Source organism: Pseudomonas sp. Pseusp49 (genome assembly GCF_059491875.1).
Genome location: NZ_CP168514.1, coordinates 2,340,453 through 2,357,631 on the forward strand (window position 1 = coordinate 2,340,453; position 17,179 = coordinate 2,357,631).

A 17,179-nucleotide genomic window follows, 5' to 3' on the forward strand; every position below is an offset into this window, starting at 1 on the left:
ATGAACCGATTCGCACATCGCGGCTTGCTGACGTCCTGCCTGTTGGCCATCGGTATCGGCCAGGCGCTGGCTCATTCGACTGACGAGCACGCCGGGCACGACATGGCCGCCAGGAAGGCCGGCCAGGAGACCGCCCGGATCAAGATTGCCGACGTGGCCTTGCTGGACCAGAACGGCAAGGTCGTCAGCCTGGAAAAAGACCTGGTGAGCAACAAGATCGTGGTCATGGGGTTCATCTACACCAGCTGCACCACGGTCTGCCCGGTGGTGTCCTCGATCATGGGCAAGGTGCAGAAACAGCTGGGTGCGCGGGTCGGCACCGAGGTGCAACTGGTGTCGATCAGCATCGACCCGCAGCGTGACGATCCCCAACGCCTGAACGACTACGCCCGCACCTTCCAGCAGGGGCCGGGCTGGAGCTGGCTGACCGGTTCGCCGCAGTCGGTCAATGCCACCCTCAAGGGCCTGGGCGCCTACAGCGGTGACTTCAAGAACCACTCGCCGCTGATTCTGGTGGGCGACGGCAACAACCGTTTCTGGACCCGCTATTACGGTTTCACCGACCCGACGGAACTGGCCCGGGCCGTCGAGAAACTCAGTGGTGAGCGCAACGTCCACGCCAAGCACACTGCCATTGCCATGGAGCAACAGCCATGAGAGCCATCGACTGGTTTGCCCTGGGTATCTGCTACTGCATTTTCAGTTCAGTGGCGTTTGCCCACGAAGGGCATGAGCAGACCACCGCGCCTGCGGTGGCCGCCGCGCAGCCGTCCAGCGGCACCCATGACGCGAAGACCTGGTTCACCGACACGCCGTTGCAGGACCAGAACGGCAACACGCTGCGCTTCTACAGCGACACATTGAAGGACCGTGTAGTACTGCTCAATGTGATTTTCACCAGTTGCAACGATGCGTGCCCGCTGATTACCCGCAAGCTCAAGGAAGTGCGTGAAGTGCTCGGCGACAAGGCCGACGGCATCACCTTTATCTCCCTTACCAGTGATCCGCTGCGGGACACCCCGGCGGTACTCAAGGCTTACACCTTGAAACAGGGCGTCGATGGGCCCCACTGGTTTTTTCTTACCGGCGACAAGGCGCAAATGGACCTTGTATTGGGTCGCATCGGTCAGATCGTGCCGACCCCCGAGCAGCACTCCACTCAGTTGATCGTCGGTGACGTGGCGAACAAGCGCTGGAGTAAAATCCGTCCCGATGCCCCGGCGGCCGCCATTGCCCAGCGCCTGCAGCTGCTGGCAATGCCCGTGGCCGGACGCTAGCCATGGCCATCAATACTGCCCTCGTCCTTGGCCTGCTGCTCTTTGGCGGCTTTACGCTCAGCGTCCAGGCGCTGCCGCTGAGCCTCAGTGAAAGTGCCGGCAAGCGCCTGTACCGCGAAGGTGTATCGGCCAGCGGCGAGCCGATCATGGCCCGGGTCGGTGCATCGAACATGGTGCTGCCGGCCACCAGCCTGCCGTGCGCCAACTGTCATGGCGAAGACGGCCTCGGGCGACCGGAAGGCGGGGTTCGCCCACCGGACCTGAGTTGGTCGCGGTTGGCCAGTATCCATGGCCAGCAGCACATCAACGGCCGCAGTTACCCGGCCTACAGCGACAGCACCCTGGCGCGGGCGGTGCAGGAGGGGCGCGACCCCGGCAATAACCGGCTCGATCCGTCGATGCCACGGTTCGTGTTGTCGATGAACGATCAGCGCAACCTCACGGCGTACCTCAAGCGCCTGGCCGAAGACCGCGATCCGGGCCTGACCCCCGACAGTCTGCACCTGGGTACTTTGCTGCCAGGCACCGGGCCATTGAGCGAGGAGAGCGGCACGGTGGCGGCGGTGCTCAAGGGCTGCGTGACGCGTATCAACGAGGCGGGGGGCATTCACGGGCGACAGTTGCGCCTGACCATCCTCGACCCCGGTACCGATCGCGCCAGTGCCGAAAAGGCGCTGGATCGATTGATCGATGAGGAGCAGGTGTTCGCCCTGATCGCCCCGCTGGCGCCGGCACTGGACATGGACCTCGCCGTGCGCCTGGAACGGGCCGGCATTCCGCTGATCGGGCCGCTGTCCTTGCAGGGCACGCCCCACGCCAGTCCGCAGATATTCGAACCACTGCCGGGGCTTCGTGAACAATTGATCGCCCTGGCCGATTACGCCAGTGCCAGCCTGCGGGTGCTTCAGGGGCCGACGCTGATCGCCTATCCGGACGAATCCGGCCAACGGCAGGCGGCGCAGGAACTCGGCCAGTACTTGCAGGGGCACGCCTGGCAAAAGGTGCGCCTGCAAGCCTACGACCCGAGCGGGGAAGATTTGCCCCTGGGCTCGCGCTCGGTGTTTTACCTGGGCACCAGCAGCGGCTTCAGCCGACTGGCCGAGCGCCTGCAAACGGCGGGGCAGGTGCCTTACCTGTTCGCCACCTCGAACCAGGTGGCGGGCAATCTGACGCAGGTGCCCAGCGGATTTTCCCGGCGGGTGTTCCTGGCCTATCCGTTCGTGCCCAGCGACTGGACCCAGGCCGGGCGCCTGGCCCTGACCCAGTTGCGCGAACACCAGGGCCTCGGTGGCCAGCACGCGATACTGCAAGTGGGCGCGTTCAGTTCGATGATGCTGCTCAGCGAAGGCATGAAACAGGCCGGGCGGGATGCCAGCCGCGAAAAGCTGGTCAGTGCCCTGGAAGGCCTGCATGACTTCGATACCGGGCTGACGCCCCTGATGAGCTTTGGTCCTGGCCGACGCCTGGGTTTGAGCGGTGCCCATATCGTCACGGTGGATCTGCCGGACCAGCGATTCTATCTGGTCGCCCCCTATAAACCTGTGGTTGCCACGCCATGACCGGAGGCCGATCATGAAACTCAACACTGTGCTGGTCCTGCTGACGCTATGGGCACCCGTGGCGTGGTGCAGCAATGGTCCGGCCGCGGCGCGGGTCAATGGCGAGGAAATTTCCCAACTGCGCCTGGAGCGCTACTTCGCCGAATACCTGGAAGACCAGGGCCGGGCGGTAGGCAACATCCGCAATCCGAAAGCCTACAGGCAACTGCGCAAGGCCGCACTGGATGCCTTGATCGATCGCGAATTGCTGTGGCAGGAAGCCGTCAAGCGCGGCGTGGTGATCAGTGATGCCGTGGTCAAGGAGCAGATCGATCAGACCCGTCAGGCCATGGGCGGATCCGAGGTGTTTGCCAGGCGTCTTGAAGATGCCGGTTTCGATGAGGCCGGTTACACCGAATACATTCGTCGTGAACTGGCGGCCCGGCAAGTGTTCAATGACCTCATCCAGACCGCCGGGCCGGACGAAAAACAGGTCCGGGCGTTCTACGAAGAACACCGAGACGAGCTGAACCGGCCCGAAGAAGTGCGGGCCCGGCATATCCTGGTCAAGGTAGCGGCCGGTGCCGACGCTTCCACAGTCGAGGCTGCGCGGCTACGCTTAATTGAAATAAGGGCGTCCATTGTTGCCGGGGCCGATTTCGCCAGCGCTGCCCGTAGCGGGTCTGAAGACACGTCGGCCAGCGAAGGGGGCGACCTGGGCTACTTTCCCCGTGGACGGATGTTGCCGGAGTTCGAGGCGGCCGCGTTTGCCCTGGCACCGGGGGCCATCAGCGAACCGGTGCGCACGTCGGTCGGCTGGCATCTGATCTATTTGGAGAACCACAGGGAGGCGACCCATGTCCCGGAGGAGCAAGGACTTGAGACGGTTCGGGCTTATCTTGCCCGGCAGCACCAGGTACAGGCTCGCTCGCAGGCATTGGCGCAATTGCGTTCGCGCAATCGGATCGAGCGGATTGATGATGACTAGGGGTGTTCCCCAACAGTGGGGGAAAAACGTCAATGCCCATTCGATCGCTTTCCCCGTTTTTGGGGGATGGGATTGCTGTACGAAAAGGCATTGTTTTTAAATTCAAGGACATGAAGACCTAAAATTACCGGCGCTCAGTCTGGCATGAAGTGTGCGTTAGTCCTCTCAGGGCACGCGCTCCGCCAGGTTCAAAACCCGGACCTGCGGTTTCAAGGAGTCGACCTTGTTAAACAAAGTACTGGTTGTTGATGACGAACAGCTGCTGGCGGAAAACCTCCAGGGTTACCTGCAGGCGCAAGCGCTGGAAGTCCGGATTGCTCACGACGGTGCACATGGAATCGCCGAAGCAGACGATTTCGCACCCGATGTGATGGTGTTCGATTACCGCTTGCCGGATATGGAAGGCTTTCAGGTGCTCGATGCCGTCCGCCAGAACAGGAAGTGCCATTTTGTGCTGATCACAGGGCATCCAACCGCGGAAGTTTGCGAGCGGGCCCGGCTACTGGGAGTCAGCCATATCCTGTTCAAACCCTTTCCGTTGGCGGAATTGGCCCGTGCAGTGCTTGATCTTCTGGGCAGGCGGCGCGAGCCCAGGCCGGGTGTGAGCACTTCCGAAGGATTCGTCGAACGACGCCAGAGCAGGACCGAGAGTTTCCCGCTGCAGTTGTACGACGGTAGTTGGGTGCTTGCAGATCGCCGAAAAAATACTTCGGCTTCCATGGCGCCAGACGACGAACAATTGCTCACCGGGGAGTAGTGGCGCGACAAGACGTTCCGGCCTGTGCCGAAATGACTCGCCGCGCTGACAGGGCTCAAAGCCCCGGGCGTTGGAGAGCAAGCCATGGACCGTCTATCCCTTGCCGTAGAACCGGCGCAAGTGGAATGTGTACCGACTCGCTTCAGCAGTGAACAACTGGCCCAGGCGCGCGCCCTGGCCACCAGTTCCGGCGAGCGGATGCTGGACACCCTCGGGGAGTTGAGTGAACTGGCTCCCATGCCTTTCATCCAGTGCCTGGGTGTGACCCTGCACTACCCGGTGCTCGACACCGACAGCCTGTTCAGTGCCACCCCGGTGTTCGACCGGGTGACCCTGGCCCAATGCCTCAAGCGTGAATTCATCCTGCTGCGTCACGACGAAGCGGTCATCGGCGTGTTCGCCGACCCCTTCGACAGCGCACGCCTGGCCTGGATCGATGAATGCCTGCACGGCGCGCCGCTGTACCTGGTGCATGCCGACGACCTGAAGGCCTACCTGGCGCGTCACGAAGAAAGTTTCCACGCGGTGGAATCGCTCAACGCCCAGGCCGAGGGCGGAGCCGAAATCGATACCCTGCAAAGCCTGTCCCTGACCAGCATCAGCGAAGACGCCAGCGTGGTGGTCAAACTGGTCAACTCGACGCTGTACGACGCGCTGAAAATGCACGCCAGCGACATTCACCTGGGCACCACCGGCAGCGGCCTGGTGATCAAGTACCGGATCGACGGTGTGCTCAACAACATCAGCAAGATCCAGGGCAGCGAGTTCGCCGAGCAAGTGATTTCCCGGGTCAAGGTCATGGCTGAACTGGACATCGGCGAAAAGCGCGTGCCCCAGGACGGTCGTTTCAAGATCGGCATCAGCGGCCGGCAGATCGACTTCCGGGTGTCGATCATGCCGAGCATCTTCGGCGAAGACGCGGTGCTGCGGGTGCTCGACAAACAGGACCTCGCCGACAAAGTCTGTGGCGTGCAACTGCAAGCCCTGGGCTTTGAAGAAGATACCTTGCGCCAGTTGCGCCGGCTGGCCGCCGAACCCTACGGCATGGTGCTGGTGACCGGGCCTACCGGTAGCGGCAAGACCACCACCCTGTACGCGATGATCACCGAGATCAACCACGGCGTGGACAAGATCATCACCATTGAAGACCCGGTGGAATATCAATTGCCGGGCGTGCTGCAAATCCCCGTCAACGAGAAAAAGGGCCTGACCTTCGCCCGGGGCCTGCGCTCGATCCTGCGTCATGACCCGGACAAGATCATGGTCGGTGAAATCCGCGACCCGGACACCGCACAGATCGCCGTGCAATCGGCGCTCACCGGTCACCTGGTGTTCACCACCATCCACGCCAACAACGTGTTCGACGTGATCGGCCGATTCACCCAGATGGAAATCGATCCCTACAGCCTGGTCTCGGCACTCAATGCCGTCCTGGCCCAGCGTTTGATCCGTCTGGTCTGCACCAGTTGCAGCGCCCCTTACAGCCCGACAGAAGAAGAGCTGGAGGTCTCGGGGCTCGATCCGCAAAAGGTCGCTCACTACCGGTTCGTCCACGGCAAGGGTTGCGGGCATTGCCGGGGCACCGGGTATCGCGGGCGCAGTGCGATTGCCGAACTGCTGCATCTGGATGACGAATTGCGGCAAATGATCGTCGAGCGTCAACCCATCTCGAAAATCAAGGCCCATGCCTGCAAACGTGGCTTGCGCCTGTTGCGCGAGTCGGCGCTGGAACTGGTGGAACAAGGCCGGACCACTCTCGAGGAGATCAATCGTGTCACTTTTATCTCGTGAGCAATTTGTCGCCGTGCTCGGCGCCAGCGGTGTAGGCCTGGGGCATCGCCAGGGCAGTGCAACCCACTGGCTGGGCAGCGTCGGCTACATCGACGAAGGTTTCCAGGCCTGGGCGGTGGCCCTCGACACTCTCGACCGTTTGCTGGCCGAACACGCCGTTGCCAGGGCCGAACTGACGGTGGTGATCTCGGGACACTTCAGCCGCTATTGCCTGGTGCCCTGGAGCGATCAGATCAGCAGCCCGGCCGAATTGCTCGGCTTCGCCCAACTGTGTTTCGAAGACCTCTACGGTACACCGACGCAACCCTGGAGCCTGGTGCTGTCGGCCGAGCCTGCCGGTTATGACCGCATCGCCACCGCGCTGCCCCAGGACTTGCTCGACCGCCTGCGCACCCTGGTCAGCGCGCGTGGCCTGCGCCTGCGCTCGGTGCAGCCGTACCTGATGGCGGCGTTCAACCATTTCGATAAAAGCCTTGATGCCGGGGACTTCCTGTTCGTGGTCGCCGAACCGGTACGCAGCGTGTTGCTGCTGGCCCGGGAAGGGCGCTGGACGTCGGTGCGCTCGGTGGGCAGCAGCGACAGTGATGCGGCCCTGACGGCGCTGATCGGCCGTGAGAACCAGTTGCAGGCATCCACCAGCGAACGGCCGTTGACGGTCTACCTGCATGCGCCGGCGCGCATCGACTCGCACCCTGATGTGCCCGGTGTGCATCTGCGCACCCTCGAAGAAGACCGGACAGCCGTACGCGATTGCCTGTACGTCATGTCTCGGGCGGTGGCCTGACATGCGCCCCCTGATGCTCGACTTTCAGCCGCGCCGCCGTGCAGGTCCCCTGGGCTGGAGCCTGCTGGCCGGTGGCGTGGTGCTGACACTGACTTGCCTTGTGGTGCAGCAGCACCTGAACAACGAGGCCGAACAACAGCAGGGCCACCTGCAAACCACCCAGCGGGTGCTCACTGGCGACACCGGCAGCAAGCCCGGCCTGACCCCGGCGGAAACTCGCGAGCAGGCGCAGAACCTGGCCGAAATGCGCAAGGTCTCCCAGCAGTTGCGCCGCCCTTGGGAGCGTTTGTTCGCCACGCTGGAAGCCATGCCGCGGGACAACATTGCCCTGCTGACCCTGACCCCGGACGCCCGCAAAGGCCAGGTACGGATCAGCGCCGAGGCATTGGACCTGGACGCCATGCTCGATTTCCACCGTCGCCTCGAAGCCAGCGACGAGCTGTCCGACGTGTCGCTGCTGAGTCACGAAATTGTCGCCAACGTGCCGGAACACCCGGTGCAGTTCAACCTGTCGGCTACCTGGGAGATCGGCGATGCAAATCCATAAATTGATCGTCCACGAATACCTGCAAGGCCTGGGGGTTCCGGGGCTGGCAGGGATGGCCATGCTGGTGCTGGCGCTGAGCTATGGCCTGGCCGGATTGCTGCCGGACTGGCAGTCGCTGCAAAGCCTCAACCAGCAGACCCGCGAAGCCACCGAGTACCTGGCCAAGGTTGAAGACGGCACTGTGGCTGCACCGGTGGTGCCGCAGCGCCAGCTCGACGATTTCCGCAGCAAGTTGCCGTCCCAGCCACAGGCCACCGTGGCCATCGACAAGATCTACGCCCTGGCTGCCCAGGAGCGCATCACCTTGTCCCGGGGCGAATATTCCCTGGGCGTGGACCCCAAGACACACCTGGCCCGTTATCAGATTCTGCTGCCGGTGCGTGGCAGCTATCCGCAATTGCGGCGTTTCCTGCACGCCTTGCTCGGCCAGTTGCCGGCGGTGGTGCTGGAGGATGTGGAGTTTCAGCGCAAGAAAATCGCCGATACCGACCTGACCGGGCGGATCCGCATGACCCTTTACCTGTCGAGGTCATGATGAATACCAAGCGAGTGGTGGGGTGGGTGGCGTTCTTCGGTGTAGCGGCAGCGCTGGCCTGGTTCCCCGAATACTTCAAGCCGGCTGACGACAGCGACCCTGCGCTGGCCGCCGTGGCCACGCCAGCCAAAGGCAAGGCCCCCGGCGCAGCAGCGGCAGCATCGAGCGCCGCGGCGGTCGTACCGATCAAGGACCTGAGCCCGGCAGGCGACCTGTTCGCCGCCCGCAGCTGGAAAGCGGAGGCGGTCCTCGGCACCGTCATTGAGCAGCCGGTGGTCGTGACGCCAGAGGTGCAGGTCCCCACTGCACCGCCGATGCCCTTCCAGTTTGTCGGCAGGCTGGATGACCGTTCCGATCTGCAGGTGTTCTTGCAGAGCGGCGAAAAAATTTACGTCGTGCGCAAAGGGGATGTCATCGACGAAACCTGGCGGATCGAGCGCATTTCCAAAGAGGAGCTGAGCCTGGTCTACCTGCCTCTGCATTTAGCTCAGACTTTGTCTGTGGGGAGTACGGAATGAACAAATCCCGTTTGCTGATGAGCCTTTGTCTCTGCGCAGGGCTGGCTGCATGCAGTTCGGCGCAGGTCGCCAAGGAAGAAGCTTCCGCCCTGATGGAATCTGGCCAGTACGAAGCCGGCCTGGCTCGCATCGAACAGGGGTTGCGCGAGAACCCTCGCGATACCGATCTGCACATCGCGCTCAATAGCGGTCGGGCCCGCGCCGTGACGGCACTGCTGACCCAGGCCGACATGGACCGCGCCCAGCGTAATTTCGCCGGGGCCCGCATGGGGTACAGCCGGGTCCTGGGCATCGAGCCGAACAACCGTCGTGCCCAGGACTCCCTGCGCCAGCTCGACTACTTGCGCAGCATGGACGAGAAACTCGAACTGGCCCGTGGCGACCTGCGTCGCGGTGACATCTACGGTGCCGATCGCCAGGTCAAGCAGATCCTCGAACTGGACCCGAACAACGAGGGTGCCCGGGAGCTGCAAGACAACATCCGCCTGGTGCAGAGCCGCAACGTGGTGCAGTACCCGCAACTGCGCACACGCCTGGACCGGCCGGTGACCCTGGAGTTTCGCGACGCCAACCTGAAGACCATTTTCGAAGTGCTGTCCCAGGTCGCCGGCCTGAACTTCATCTTCGACAAGGACCTGCGCCCGGACATGAAAGCCACGATCTTCGTACGTGACGTGCGTATCGAAGACGCCGTGGAATTGCTGCTGCAACAGAACCAGTTGCACCAGAAAGTGGTGAATGAAAACACCTTGCTGATCTACCCGGACTCGCCGCAGAAGCTCAAGGATTACCAGGAGCTGGTGATGCGCACCTTCTACCTGACCAGCATCGATGCCAACACCGCGTTGAACATGATCAAGACCATGCTCAAGACCCGCGACGTGTTCGTCGATGAACGCCTCAATACCCTGACCATGCGCGACACCGGCGACGCCATCCGCATGGCGGAAAAACTCCTGCAATCGCAGGACCAGTCCAACCCCGAAGTGGTGCTGGAAGTGGAAGTGATGGAAGTCGCCCGCCAACGCATTCTCGACCTCGGCCTGCAATGGCCCAACACCTTCGGTGTGATCAACAGCGACGGCTCGCCAGTGTCCATCCTTGACCAGCTCAAAGGCATCGACTCGAGCCGGATTTCGATCAGCCCGGCGCCCCAGGCCAAGATCAACGCCCAGGACAAGGACATCAACACCCTGGCCAGTCCGGTGATCCGGGTGAGCAACCGCGAACAGGCGCGAATCCACATCGGTCAGCGCGTGCCGATCATCAGCGCCACCTCGGTGCCTTCGACCCAGGGCCCGGTGATCACCGAAAGCGTGACTTACCTCGACGTCGGTCTGAAGCTTGAAGTGCAGCCCATCGTGCACTTGAACAACGAAGTGGCGATCAAGATCGCGCTGGAAGTCAGTAACGCCACGCCGCTGACGCCGACCGCTCAGGGCACCATTCCGGTCCAGGTCGATACCCGCAACGCCCAGACCACCTTGCGTCTGCATGATGGCGAAACCCAGATCCTCGCCGGTCTGGTGCGCAACGACCATGGCAGCAGCGGTAACAAGATCCCTGGCCTTGGCGACATTCCTGGCCTGGGCCGCCTGTTCGGCAGCAACAAGGACGATGTCAGCAAGTCCGAACTGGTGCTGTCGATCACTCCGCGGATTGTGCGCAACCTGCCGTACCAGAGCCCGTCGGATATGGAATTCCCGACCGGCACCGAAACCAGCATGCACATCCAGGCCCCTGACCGTTCGATGAACACGACGGTCCAGACCGGCCCCATGAGCGCACCGATCGCCACCACCGTTACCGTCGGGAAGCCATGATCATGAACGCCTCGCAACGCGGTTTTACCCTGATCGAAGTCGTGGTGACGCTTGCCCTGATCGGCCTGTTGGCCGGCATGGCCGCACCGCTGACCGAGACGGTGGTGCGTCGGGGCAAAGAGCAGGAACTGCGGAACGCGCTGTACCAGATCCGCGATGGCATCGACGCCTATAAACGCGCCTTCGACGCCGGTTACATCGAGAAGACGCTCGACAGCAACGGCTACCCGCCGAACCTGAAAGTGCTGGTCGATGGTGTACGTGACGTGCGCAGCGCCAAGGGGGCCAAGTTCTATTTCCTGCGGCGCATCCCCCGTGATCCGCTGGCCACCGTCAAGCGTGACGACGAGGGCGGCTGGGGCCTGCGTGCCTATGACAGTTCGGCTGAGAACCCGCGCGAGGGCCAGGACGTCTTTGACGTTTACTCCAAGGCTCGCGGCAAGGGGCTCAATGGCATCGCCTATCGGGAGTGGTGAGCATATGCGTCGGCAAAAGGGTTTTACCCTGTTGGAACTGATGGTGGTCATGGCAATCATCGCGACCCTGATGACGATCGCCATGCCACGCTACTTCACCAGCCTGGAAGCCTCTAAAGAGACCACCCTGCGCCAGAGCCTGTCGGCCATGCGCGAGGCGCTGGATCATTACTACGGGGACACCGGGCGGTATCCCGACTCCATCGAACAACTGGTCGAACTGCGCTACCTGCGCAACCAGCCGCTGGACCCGATTGCCGAGCGCAAGGACACCTGGGTCATGGTCGCGCCACCGGAAGGCGTGGCGGGCGGGGTGGCCGATATCAAGAGTGGCGCCTCCGGGAGGGCTCGTGATGGCAGCCTTTACTCCGAGTGGTAAGCCTTCGGGCCAGGACGGCTTCACCTACCTGGGTGTGCTGTTTCTGATTGTCGTGATGGGCATGGGCCTGGCCAGTGCCGGCGAGTTGTGGGCCACCGCTTCACGCCGGGATCGCGAAAACCAGTTGCTCTGGGTCGGAACGCAGTATGCCCAGGCGCTGCGCAGCTATTACCGCAGCTCGCCCGGCGTCGCCATGTACCCGAAAGAACTCGCGGACCTGTTGCAGGATGAGCGCTTCCCGTCGGCCAGGCACCATATCCGCAAGTTGTACCCGGAGCCGATGACGGGGGGCGAATGGGAGGTGATACGCGGTGTCGACGGACGGATCAGCGGTGTGTACTGCTCCTCCACGGAGAAGCCGCTCAAGCAGGTGAACTTTCCCAGCCAGTGGTCGGACTTCAATGGCATGGCCAGCTACAAGGACTGGCAGTTCGTGGCCGAAAAAGCCTTCCTCGATGACACCAGCGGGCAGCCGAAAGCACAGTCCAGCGCACCTCAGGCATTGCAACCTTGATCCGGCACTGGCTCGCGGCACTGGTCCTGACGCTGGTGACGAGCTTCGCCTCGGCGCAAGACGACGAGATGCTGGGGTTCATCATCGACGACACGATTTCGCACATCGGCCATGACTTTTATTACTCGTTCAGTGAACGCCTGCGTGCCACCAGCCCGATGGATTTCAACCTGGTGGTACGCGAAAGACCTTCGGCGCGCTGGGGCAGCCTGGTGACCGTGGAGTTTCAGCAACGGCTGGTTTATCGGCGCTTCCTGCCGCCGAACACAGTGGAGTTGAAAGACGAGGCCTATGAGGCTGCCGACCAGGTCCGCATGGAGATCGTGCGGCGCAAGCTGGAAGCCTTGTTGCAGGACACCACCGACCTTGAGAGGGACGAACTATGAAGGAAACAACTGTCGGCAAGCGTACGGGACTGTGGTTGCTCGGCCTCTGGTTTGCCGGGGCGGGAAGTGGTGGCCTGGTCCATGCCACAGAGCTGGTCTACACACCCATCAACCCGGCGTTCGGCGGCAACCCGTTGAACGGCACCTGGCTGCTCAACAACGCCCAGGCGCAGAACGACTACGACGATCCCGATCTGAACAACCGTACCCCTGTAGTCGGCACTTCGGCGCTGGAACGGTTTACCAGTCAGTTGCAATCGCGGTTGCTGGGGCAACTGCTGGACAACATCTCCACGGGCAACACCGGGAGCCTGTCGACTGACGCCTTTATCGTCAACGTCATCGACGACTCGGGCGCTTTGACGATCAACGTGACCGACCGGGCAACCGGTGAAGTGTCGGAAATCCAGGTAAACGGCATCACCACCACCCCTTGATGGGGATATGGGCCGATGGGGAGTTATGGATATGAAAAGAATAATGCTGCTAGGGATGCTGTTGGCGGTGCTTTGCGGCTGTGGTCTGCGTGAACCGATGTCCGCTGAACAGGACACTGAAACGCCGACCCTGACCCCCAGGGCGTCGACCTATTACGACCTGTTGAACATGCCACGACCCAAGGGCAAGTTGATGGCGGTGGTGTACGGTTTCCGCGACCAGACCGGGCAATACAAGCCAACCCCGGCCAGCTCGTTTTCCACCAGCGTGACCCAGGGCGCGGCGAGCATGCTGATGGACGCCTTGCAGGCCAGTGGCTGGTTCGTGGTACTGGAGCGTGAAGGGCTGCAAAACCTGTTGACCGAGCGCAAGATCATCCGCGCCTCGCAAAAGAAACCCAATACCCCGGTGAACATCCTGGGTGAGCTGCCGCCGCTGCAGGCGGCAAACATGATGCTCGAAGGCGGGATCATCGCCTACGACACCAACGTGCGCAGTGGCGGGGAAGGGGCACGCTACCTGGGCATCGACATTTCCCGTGAGTACCGCGTGGATCAGGTCACGGTGAACCTGCGGGCGGTGGACGTGCGCAGCGGGCAGGTGCTGGCCAACGTGATGACCAGCAAGACCATCTATTCGGTCGGTCGCAGTGCCGGGGTGTTCAAGTTCATCGAGTTCAAGAAACTGCTTGAGGCCGAGGTCGGCTATACCACCAACGAGCCGGCGCAGTTGTGTGTGCTGTCGGCGATCGAGGCGGCGGTGGGGCATTTGCTGGCCCAGGGGATCGAGCGGCGGTTGTGGCAGGTGGCGGGGGACAATTCCCAGCCTGCGCAGAATGAGACGCTGGAGCGGTATCTGACGCAGAACAAGGTGGATGATTAGGCGCTGCCTAAGGTTGCGATCTTTTGACCTTGGCGGCCTTCGAGCCGACCAGGTTCTTGGGTGAGTGAGTACATATCCGTTTCTTCGGTAACGGCCACTTACGGTTCCGCTCTTACAGCGGGTCACTTTTGGCAAACGCCCCAAAAGTAACCAAAAAGTCTCGCCCCTTACGTACGGCCCCTCGCTGAGGCTCGGGGTTCCTTCGCTGCGGTATTCATCCGGGGGCATTGCCCTCCGGTCGGCTTCGCTTCGACCTACATGCAATGAGTTCGACTGCGTCGAACGGCGCTGCGCGCCCATCCCCGGATGAACACCTCCGCTCAGCCTGCCGAGGGGGCGGGTGGATCAAGATCAAGAGCGGCAGGCGAGCTAACGCTCGGCCTGTTGAGTGGTGGGGTTGTACGCGGGCCAACTGTAGGAGCTGCCGAAGGCTGCGATCTTTTGATCTTGATCTTCCGCCCCCTTCGACATTGTCAAAAATCAAAAGATCGCAGCCTTCGGCAGCTCCTACAGGGAAACCCTCTCCCTTCAAGTCCTACCATACAAGCGAGCCTGCTCGCGAAGGCGGCCTGACAGCCGCCCAATTTCTTGGGGCTGTACTCGGCACCTGTGGGAGCGGGCTTGCTCGCGAAGACGGCCTTACAGCCAACGACAATCCACTGCCTCACACCATCAAAATGGCCAAAAATTGTGAGTGTCAGAGAAGGCTGTAGGACCAGGAGTGAGGCTACACCGCCTTGCGTCGTTGCCTACAACTACGCCAGAATCCGCCGGCTTGTGCGCCTTGTGCCTGGTCTTTATCGTTTCCGTGTCGCTGCAAATTCAGCGCCCGGATTTAGCGATCCGAACAGTTACAGGGACACCAGCACTCCAGTCTTGATTGCATGCGTTTCTATGCCTGCAATTTGATTATGGCGGCTGTGCGTCGGAGACCTTCGGGTCTACCGGGTTTGCCTGTAACCGGTTCGCTAACCTTCGTACAGTCGCCACCCTTACTTGTTTAGCGACAGGTCTTGGTGGCTCCAATTTCTACAGGAGCTTCACCATGGTCAAACCCACACCCAATCCCCCCGAATCAGAAGCCGATACCACCCAACGCACATCCGGCCTCGACCTCAAACCCGCCATCCTCAAAAACAACGCCCCCCACAACCCCAGCACGATGTTCACCATCGCGCCGAACATCGACACCGAAAGCCTGTTGGCCCATGCCTGTGAATCGCTGGCGTCGGCGAGCGTCATGGCCAGTGATTTCGCAACATTCCTGGATGGCCCGCAACGCAGCATGTTGCTGGGGATCCAGCAGGTGATCATGCTGGCGGACCTGGCGGTCAACCGCGCACTGGATAACGTCGCCCCATTGGACTAAACGCCGAGCTTTTGTGGCGAGGGGGCTTGCCCCCGTTGGGCTGCGCAGCGGCCCCAAAACAGGCAATGCGGTTTTTCAGGCCGACCGCGCTGAATGGTTTTACGACTGCTTCGCAGCCGAACGGGGCGGTGCGGCGGTCCGACAAGCCCCCTCGCCACAGGGTATGTGTACGCCGGAACGCTTCAGGCGCTTTCCAGCATCTTGATCAACTGCTCAGGCCACACTGTTTCTCGGGTCTCTCGCAGCTCCGCCACGGACCACCATTTATGGTCCGCCATCACCCGGACTTCGTGAGCCGTCCACCCCTCACGGGACAGGCGTTCACTGTCGGTATGAACCACAAAATACCGTTCAACCGACAGCACCGTTTCACCACTGGGCAGCATCATCGGAAAACTGCGCTCTGCAACGCTGGCTCCCACGGCTGCGACCTTCAGCCCGGTTTCTTCAAACAGCTCACGAACCGCCGCCGCCTCAAAGGACTCACCCGGCTCAAGCCCCCCACCGGGTGTCGCCCAGTGGCTTTGGCCGTCGAGGGCATCGCCTTTGTGCCGGAAGTGAAACAGCAGAACCTGTTGCGAGGGATTGATCACCAGCAGTCTGGCGGAATTGCGTTGGCGCATTTTTTCTTTCCATAGAGTGCCGCGAACCGCAGCTTTCACTGCGGCCCGCGACGGTAAAGCTCATGTCGGCGTTGTTACACCGAAAGGGTCAAGCCACCACCCGGTAACACGGCACATACGCCGCGCCGCCTGGCAGTTTCATGCGGTGCTGGGCGACGAAGGCTTTGAGCAGCAGGTCCAGCGGTTGCATGATCGCAGCGTCACCATGGATCTGGTAAGGCCCGTGCTCTTCGATCAGGCGGATGCCCTTGTCCTTGACGTTGCCGGCGACGATGCCGGAGAACGCGCGGCGCAGGTTGGCCGCCAGTTCGTGGGAGGGCAGGTCGAGGCTCAGTTTCAGGTTGGCCATGTTTTCGTGGGTCGGGTCGAACGGGCGCTGGAAGCCTTCGTCGATTTTCAGCAGCCAGTTGAAGTGGAACGCATCGTTGCGCTCGCGGCGGAACTGCTTGACCGCCTTGAGGCCCTGGGTCATCTGGCGCGCCACTTCGGCCGGGTCATCGATGATGATCTGGTAGTGCTGCTTGGCGGCGTCGCCCAGGGTGGCGCCGACGAACGCGTCCAGTTGCTCGAGGTACGGTGCGGCGTGTTTCGGCCCGGTGAGGATGACCGGGAAGGGCAGGCCTGCGTTGTCCGGGTGCATCAGGATGCCCAGCAGATACAGGAACTCTTCGGCCGTACCGGCGCCGCCCGGGAAAATGATGATGCCGTGGCCGACGCGGACGAAGGCTTCCAGGCGTTTTTCGATGTCCGGCAGGATCACCAGTTCGTTGACGATCGGGTTCGGCGCTTCGGCGGCGATGATGCCGGGTTCGGTCAGGCCCAGGTAGCGGCCGCCGTGGATGCGTTGCTTGGCGTGGGCGATGGTCGCGCCTTTCATCGGGCCTTTCATCACGCCGGGGCCGCAACCGGTGCAGATGTCCAGGCTGCGCAGGCCCAGTTCGTGGCCGACTTTCTTGGTGTATTTGTATTCTTCGGTGTTGATCGAGTGCCCGCCCCAGCACACCACGATCTTCGGCTCGACGCCGGGGCGCAGGGTGCGGGCGTTGCGCAGCAGGTGGAAGACGTAGTCGCTGATGCCCTGGGAGTTGCTCAGGTCGATGCGCTGGCTGTCGAGTTCGTTTTCGGTGTAGACGATGTCACGCAGGGCGCTGAACAGCATTTCCCGGGTGCTGGCGATCATTTCGCCGTCGACGAAGGCGTCGGCCGGGGCGTTCAGCAGTTCCAGGCGTACGCCGCGGTCCTGCTGGTGAATGCGGATCTCGAAATCCTTGTAGGCTTCCAGAATGGTCTTGGCGTTGTCGACATGGGCGCCGGTGTTGAGGATGGCCAGGGCGCACTGGCGGAAGAGGGTGTAGGTGCTGCCGGAACCGGCCTCGCTCAATTGCTGGACTTCCCGTTGCGAGAGCGTTTCCAGGCTGCCTTTTGGACTGACGGAGGCGTTGATAACTTGGCGTTGGGTCATTCAATGATCCTTAAAACGATGTCATTCACACAGCAACTACGAATGGCATCCGAATAATGTGTATTCATGAAAGAAGATGGCACGAACTGCGC

Annotated in this window: 20 protein-coding genes; 18 read left to right on the forward strand and 2 right to left on the reverse strand. The window is 62.0% G+C overall.

Annotated features, from left to right (window positions below; translation table 11 throughout):
• The 18 genes from ACEN83_RS10610 (at nucleotide 1) to ACEN83_RS10695 (ending at nucleotide 15,002) form a co-directional block, all read left to right on the forward strand.
• Entirely contained in the window at nucleotides 1-657 is a 657-nt protein-coding gene (locus ACEN83_RS10610; RefSeq protein ID WP_116582648.1) for an SCO family protein, read from the forward strand.
• Entirely contained in the window at nucleotides 654-1,277 is a 624-nt protein-coding gene (locus ACEN83_RS10615; RefSeq protein WP_007977223.1) for an SCO family protein, read from the forward strand. The genes ACEN83_RS10610 and ACEN83_RS10615 overlap by 4 nt, the downstream gene beginning before the upstream one ends.
• An 8-nt stretch (nucleotides 1,278-1,285) precedes the next feature.
• Nucleotides 1,286-2,836, forward strand: coding sequence for a cytochrome c/ABC transporter substrate-binding protein (locus ACEN83_RS10620; protein ID WP_495580864.1), 1,551 nt, complete (start codon nucleotides 1,286-1,288; stop codon nucleotides 2,834-2,836).
• A gap of 13 nt (nucleotides 2,837-2,849) precedes the next feature.
• Nucleotides 2,850-3,803: a peptidylprolyl isomerase gene (locus tag ACEN83_RS10625; RefSeq protein ID WP_495580226.1), complete on the forward strand. Its 954-nt coding sequence runs from the start codon at nucleotides 2,850-2,852 to the stop codon at nucleotides 3,801-3,803.
• 223 nt (nucleotides 3,804-4,026) lie between these two features.
• Nucleotides 4,027-4,560 (forward strand): response regulator, encoded by a 534-nt coding sequence (locus ACEN83_RS10630; RefSeq protein WP_116582645.1) that lies wholly within the window; start codon nucleotides 4,027-4,029, stop codon nucleotides 4,558-4,560.
• A gap of 84 nt (nucleotides 4,561-4,644) precedes the next feature.
• The gene (locus ACEN83_RS10635; RefSeq protein WP_007977232.1) at nucleotides 4,645-6,351 is read left to right on the forward strand and encodes a GspE/PulE family protein; all 1,707 of its coding nucleotides are present in this window, start codon (nucleotides 4,645-4,647) and stop codon (nucleotides 6,349-6,351) included.
• On the forward strand, nucleotides 6,332-7,135 hold the full coding sequence (locus tag ACEN83_RS10640) for a hypothetical protein (RefSeq protein ID WP_007977234.1): 804 nt from the start codon (nucleotides 6,332-6,334) through the stop codon (nucleotides 7,133-7,135). The genes ACEN83_RS10635 and ACEN83_RS10640 overlap by 20 nt, the downstream gene beginning before the upstream one ends.
• Nucleotide 7,136: 1 nt before the next feature.
• On the forward strand, nucleotides 7,137-7,682 hold the full coding sequence (locus ACEN83_RS10645; RefSeq protein ID WP_116582643.1) for a PilN domain-containing protein: 546 nt from the start codon (nucleotides 7,137-7,139) through the stop codon (nucleotides 7,680-7,682).
• A complete protein-coding gene (locus tag ACEN83_RS10650) occupies nucleotides 7,669-8,217 on the forward strand; it encodes a type II secretion system protein M (protein WP_218484279.1) in 549 nt (182 codons plus the stop codon). The genes ACEN83_RS10645 and ACEN83_RS10650 overlap by 14 nt, the downstream gene beginning before the upstream one ends.
• Nucleotides 8,217-8,735 carry a hypothetical protein gene (locus ACEN83_RS10655; RefSeq protein WP_218484278.1) on the forward strand — a complete coding sequence of 173 codons (519 nt, stop codon included), beginning with the start codon at nucleotides 8,217-8,219 and terminating at the stop codon, nucleotides 8,733-8,735. The genes ACEN83_RS10650 and ACEN83_RS10655 overlap by 1 nt, the downstream gene beginning before the upstream one ends.
• Nucleotides 8,732-10,558 carry a secretin GspD/PilQ domain-containing protein gene (locus ACEN83_RS10660; protein WP_116582640.1) on the forward strand — a complete coding sequence of 609 codons (1,827 nt, stop codon included), beginning with the start codon at nucleotides 8,732-8,734 and terminating at the stop codon, nucleotides 10,556-10,558. Before ACEN83_RS10655 ends, ACEN83_RS10660 begins: the two co-directional genes overlap by 4 nt.
• Before the next feature lie 2 nt (nucleotides 10,559-10,560).
• Nucleotides 10,561-11,034 carry a type II secretion system protein gene (locus ACEN83_RS10665; protein WP_007977244.1) on the forward strand — a complete coding sequence of 158 codons (474 nt, stop codon included), beginning with the start codon at nucleotides 10,561-10,563 and terminating at the stop codon, nucleotides 11,032-11,034.
• Nucleotides 11,035-11,038: 4 nt separating this feature from the next.
• Nucleotides 11,039-11,413 (forward strand): type II secretion system protein, encoded by a 375-nt coding sequence (locus ACEN83_RS10670; RefSeq protein WP_007977246.1) that lies wholly within the window; start codon nucleotides 11,039-11,041, stop codon nucleotides 11,411-11,413.
• On the forward strand, nucleotides 11,388-11,927 hold the full coding sequence (locus ACEN83_RS10675; protein WP_116582639.1) for a type II secretion system protein: 540 nt from the start codon (nucleotides 11,388-11,390) through the stop codon (nucleotides 11,925-11,927). The genes ACEN83_RS10670 and ACEN83_RS10675 overlap by 26 nt, the downstream gene beginning before the upstream one ends.
• On the forward strand, nucleotides 11,924-12,313 hold the full coding sequence (gene csgE / locus ACEN83_RS10680; RefSeq protein WP_495580227.1) for a curli production assembly/transport protein CsgE: 390 nt from the start codon (nucleotides 11,924-11,926) through the stop codon (nucleotides 12,311-12,313). The genes ACEN83_RS10675 and csgE overlap by 4 nt, the downstream gene beginning before the upstream one ends.
• The gene (locus ACEN83_RS10685; RefSeq protein WP_495580228.1) at nucleotides 12,310-12,750 is read left to right on the forward strand and encodes a curli assembly protein CsgF; all 441 of its coding nucleotides are present in this window, start codon (nucleotides 12,310-12,312) and stop codon (nucleotides 12,748-12,750) included. Before csgE ends, ACEN83_RS10685 begins: the two co-directional genes overlap by 4 nt.
• Before the next feature lie 31 nt (nucleotides 12,751-12,781).
• Nucleotides 12,782-13,633 (forward strand): CsgG/HfaB family protein, encoded by an 852-nt coding sequence (locus ACEN83_RS10690; protein ID WP_495580229.1) that lies wholly within the window; start codon nucleotides 12,782-12,784, stop codon nucleotides 13,631-13,633.
• 1,045 nt (nucleotides 13,634-14,678) lie between these two features.
• On the forward strand, nucleotides 14,679-15,002 hold the full coding sequence (locus ACEN83_RS10695; protein ID WP_495580230.1) for a DUF6124 family protein: 324 nt from the start codon (nucleotides 14,679-14,681) through the stop codon (nucleotides 15,000-15,002).
• Between the two features lie 182 nt (nucleotides 15,003-15,184).
• Here ACEN83_RS10695 and ACEN83_RS10700 read toward each other — a convergent pair whose 3' ends face one another.
• Nucleotides 15,185-15,625 carry an NUDIX hydrolase gene (locus ACEN83_RS10700; protein WP_495580231.1) on the reverse strand — a complete coding sequence of 147 codons (441 nt, stop codon included), beginning with the start codon at nucleotides 15,623-15,625 and terminating at the stop codon, nucleotides 15,185-15,187.
• An 88-nt stretch (nucleotides 15,626-15,713) separates the two neighbouring features.
• Complete coding sequence (gene ppnN / locus ACEN83_RS10705) at nucleotides 15,714-17,087, reverse strand: nucleotide 5'-monophosphate nucleosidase PpnN (protein ID WP_116582632.1); 1,374 nt, start codon at nucleotides 17,085-17,087, stop codon at nucleotides 15,714-15,716.
• Nucleotides 17,088-17,179 lie beyond the last annotated feature (92 nt).

Excerpts from the sequence above, each read along its gene's own strand:
- ACEN83_RS10685 (WP_495580228.1), top strand. The coding sequence starts at position 12,310 with ATGAAGGAAACAACTGTCGGCAAGCGTACGGGACTGTGGTTGCTCGGC.
- ACEN83_RS10660 (WP_116582640.1), top strand. The coding sequence starts at position 8,732 with ATGAACAAATCCCGTTTGCTGATGAGCCTTTGTCTCTGCGCAGGGCTG.
- ACEN83_RS10700 (WP_495580231.1), bottom strand. The coding sequence starts at position 15,625 with ATGCGCCAACGCAATTCCGCCAGACTGCTGGTGATCAATCCCTCGCAA.
- ACEN83_RS10645 (WP_116582643.1), top strand. The coding sequence starts at position 7,137 with ATGCGCCCCCTGATGCTCGACTTTCAGCCGCGCCGCCGTGCAGGTCCC.
- ACEN83_RS10665 (WP_007977244.1), top strand. The coding sequence starts at position 10,561 with ATGAACGCCTCGCAACGCGGTTTTACCCTGATCGAAGTCGTGGTGACG.
- ACEN83_RS10655 (WP_218484278.1), top strand. The coding sequence starts at position 8,217 with ATGAATACCAAGCGAGTGGTGGGGTGGGTGGCGTTCTTCGGTGTAGCG.
- ACEN83_RS10695 (WP_495580230.1), top strand. The coding sequence starts at position 14,679 with ATGGTCAAACCCACACCCAATCCCCCCGAATCAGAAGCCGATACCACC.
- ACEN83_RS10690 (WP_495580229.1), top strand. The coding sequence starts at position 12,782 with ATGAAAAGAATAATGCTGCTAGGGATGCTGTTGGCGGTGCTTTGCGGC.
- ACEN83_RS10670 (WP_007977246.1), top strand. The coding sequence starts at position 11,039 with ATGCGTCGGCAAAAGGGTTTTACCCTGTTGGAACTGATGGTGGTCATG.
- ACEN83_RS10675 (WP_116582639.1), top strand. The coding sequence starts at position 11,388 with ATGGCAGCCTTTACTCCGAGTGGTAAGCCTTCGGGCCAGGACGGCTTC.
- ACEN83_RS10615 (WP_007977223.1), top strand. The coding sequence starts at position 654 with ATGAGAGCCATCGACTGGTTTGCCCTGGGTATCTGCTACTGCATTTTC.
- ACEN83_RS10650 (WP_218484279.1), top strand. The coding sequence starts at position 7,669 with ATGCAAATCCATAAATTGATCGTCCACGAATACCTGCAAGGCCTGGGG.
- ACEN83_RS10610 (WP_116582648.1), top strand. The coding sequence starts at position 1 with ATGAACCGATTCGCACATCGCGGCTTGCTGACGTCCTGCCTGTTGGCC.
- ppnN (WP_116582632.1), bottom strand. The coding sequence starts at position 17,087 with ATGACCCAACGCCAAGTTATCAACGCCTCCGTCAGTCCAAAAGGCAGC.
- ACEN83_RS10635 (WP_007977232.1), top strand. The coding sequence starts at position 4,645 with ATGGACCGTCTATCCCTTGCCGTAGAACCGGCGCAAGTGGAATGTGTA.
- ACEN83_RS10625 (WP_495580226.1), top strand. The coding sequence starts at position 2,850 with ATGAAACTCAACACTGTGCTGGTCCTGCTGACGCTATGGGCACCCGTG.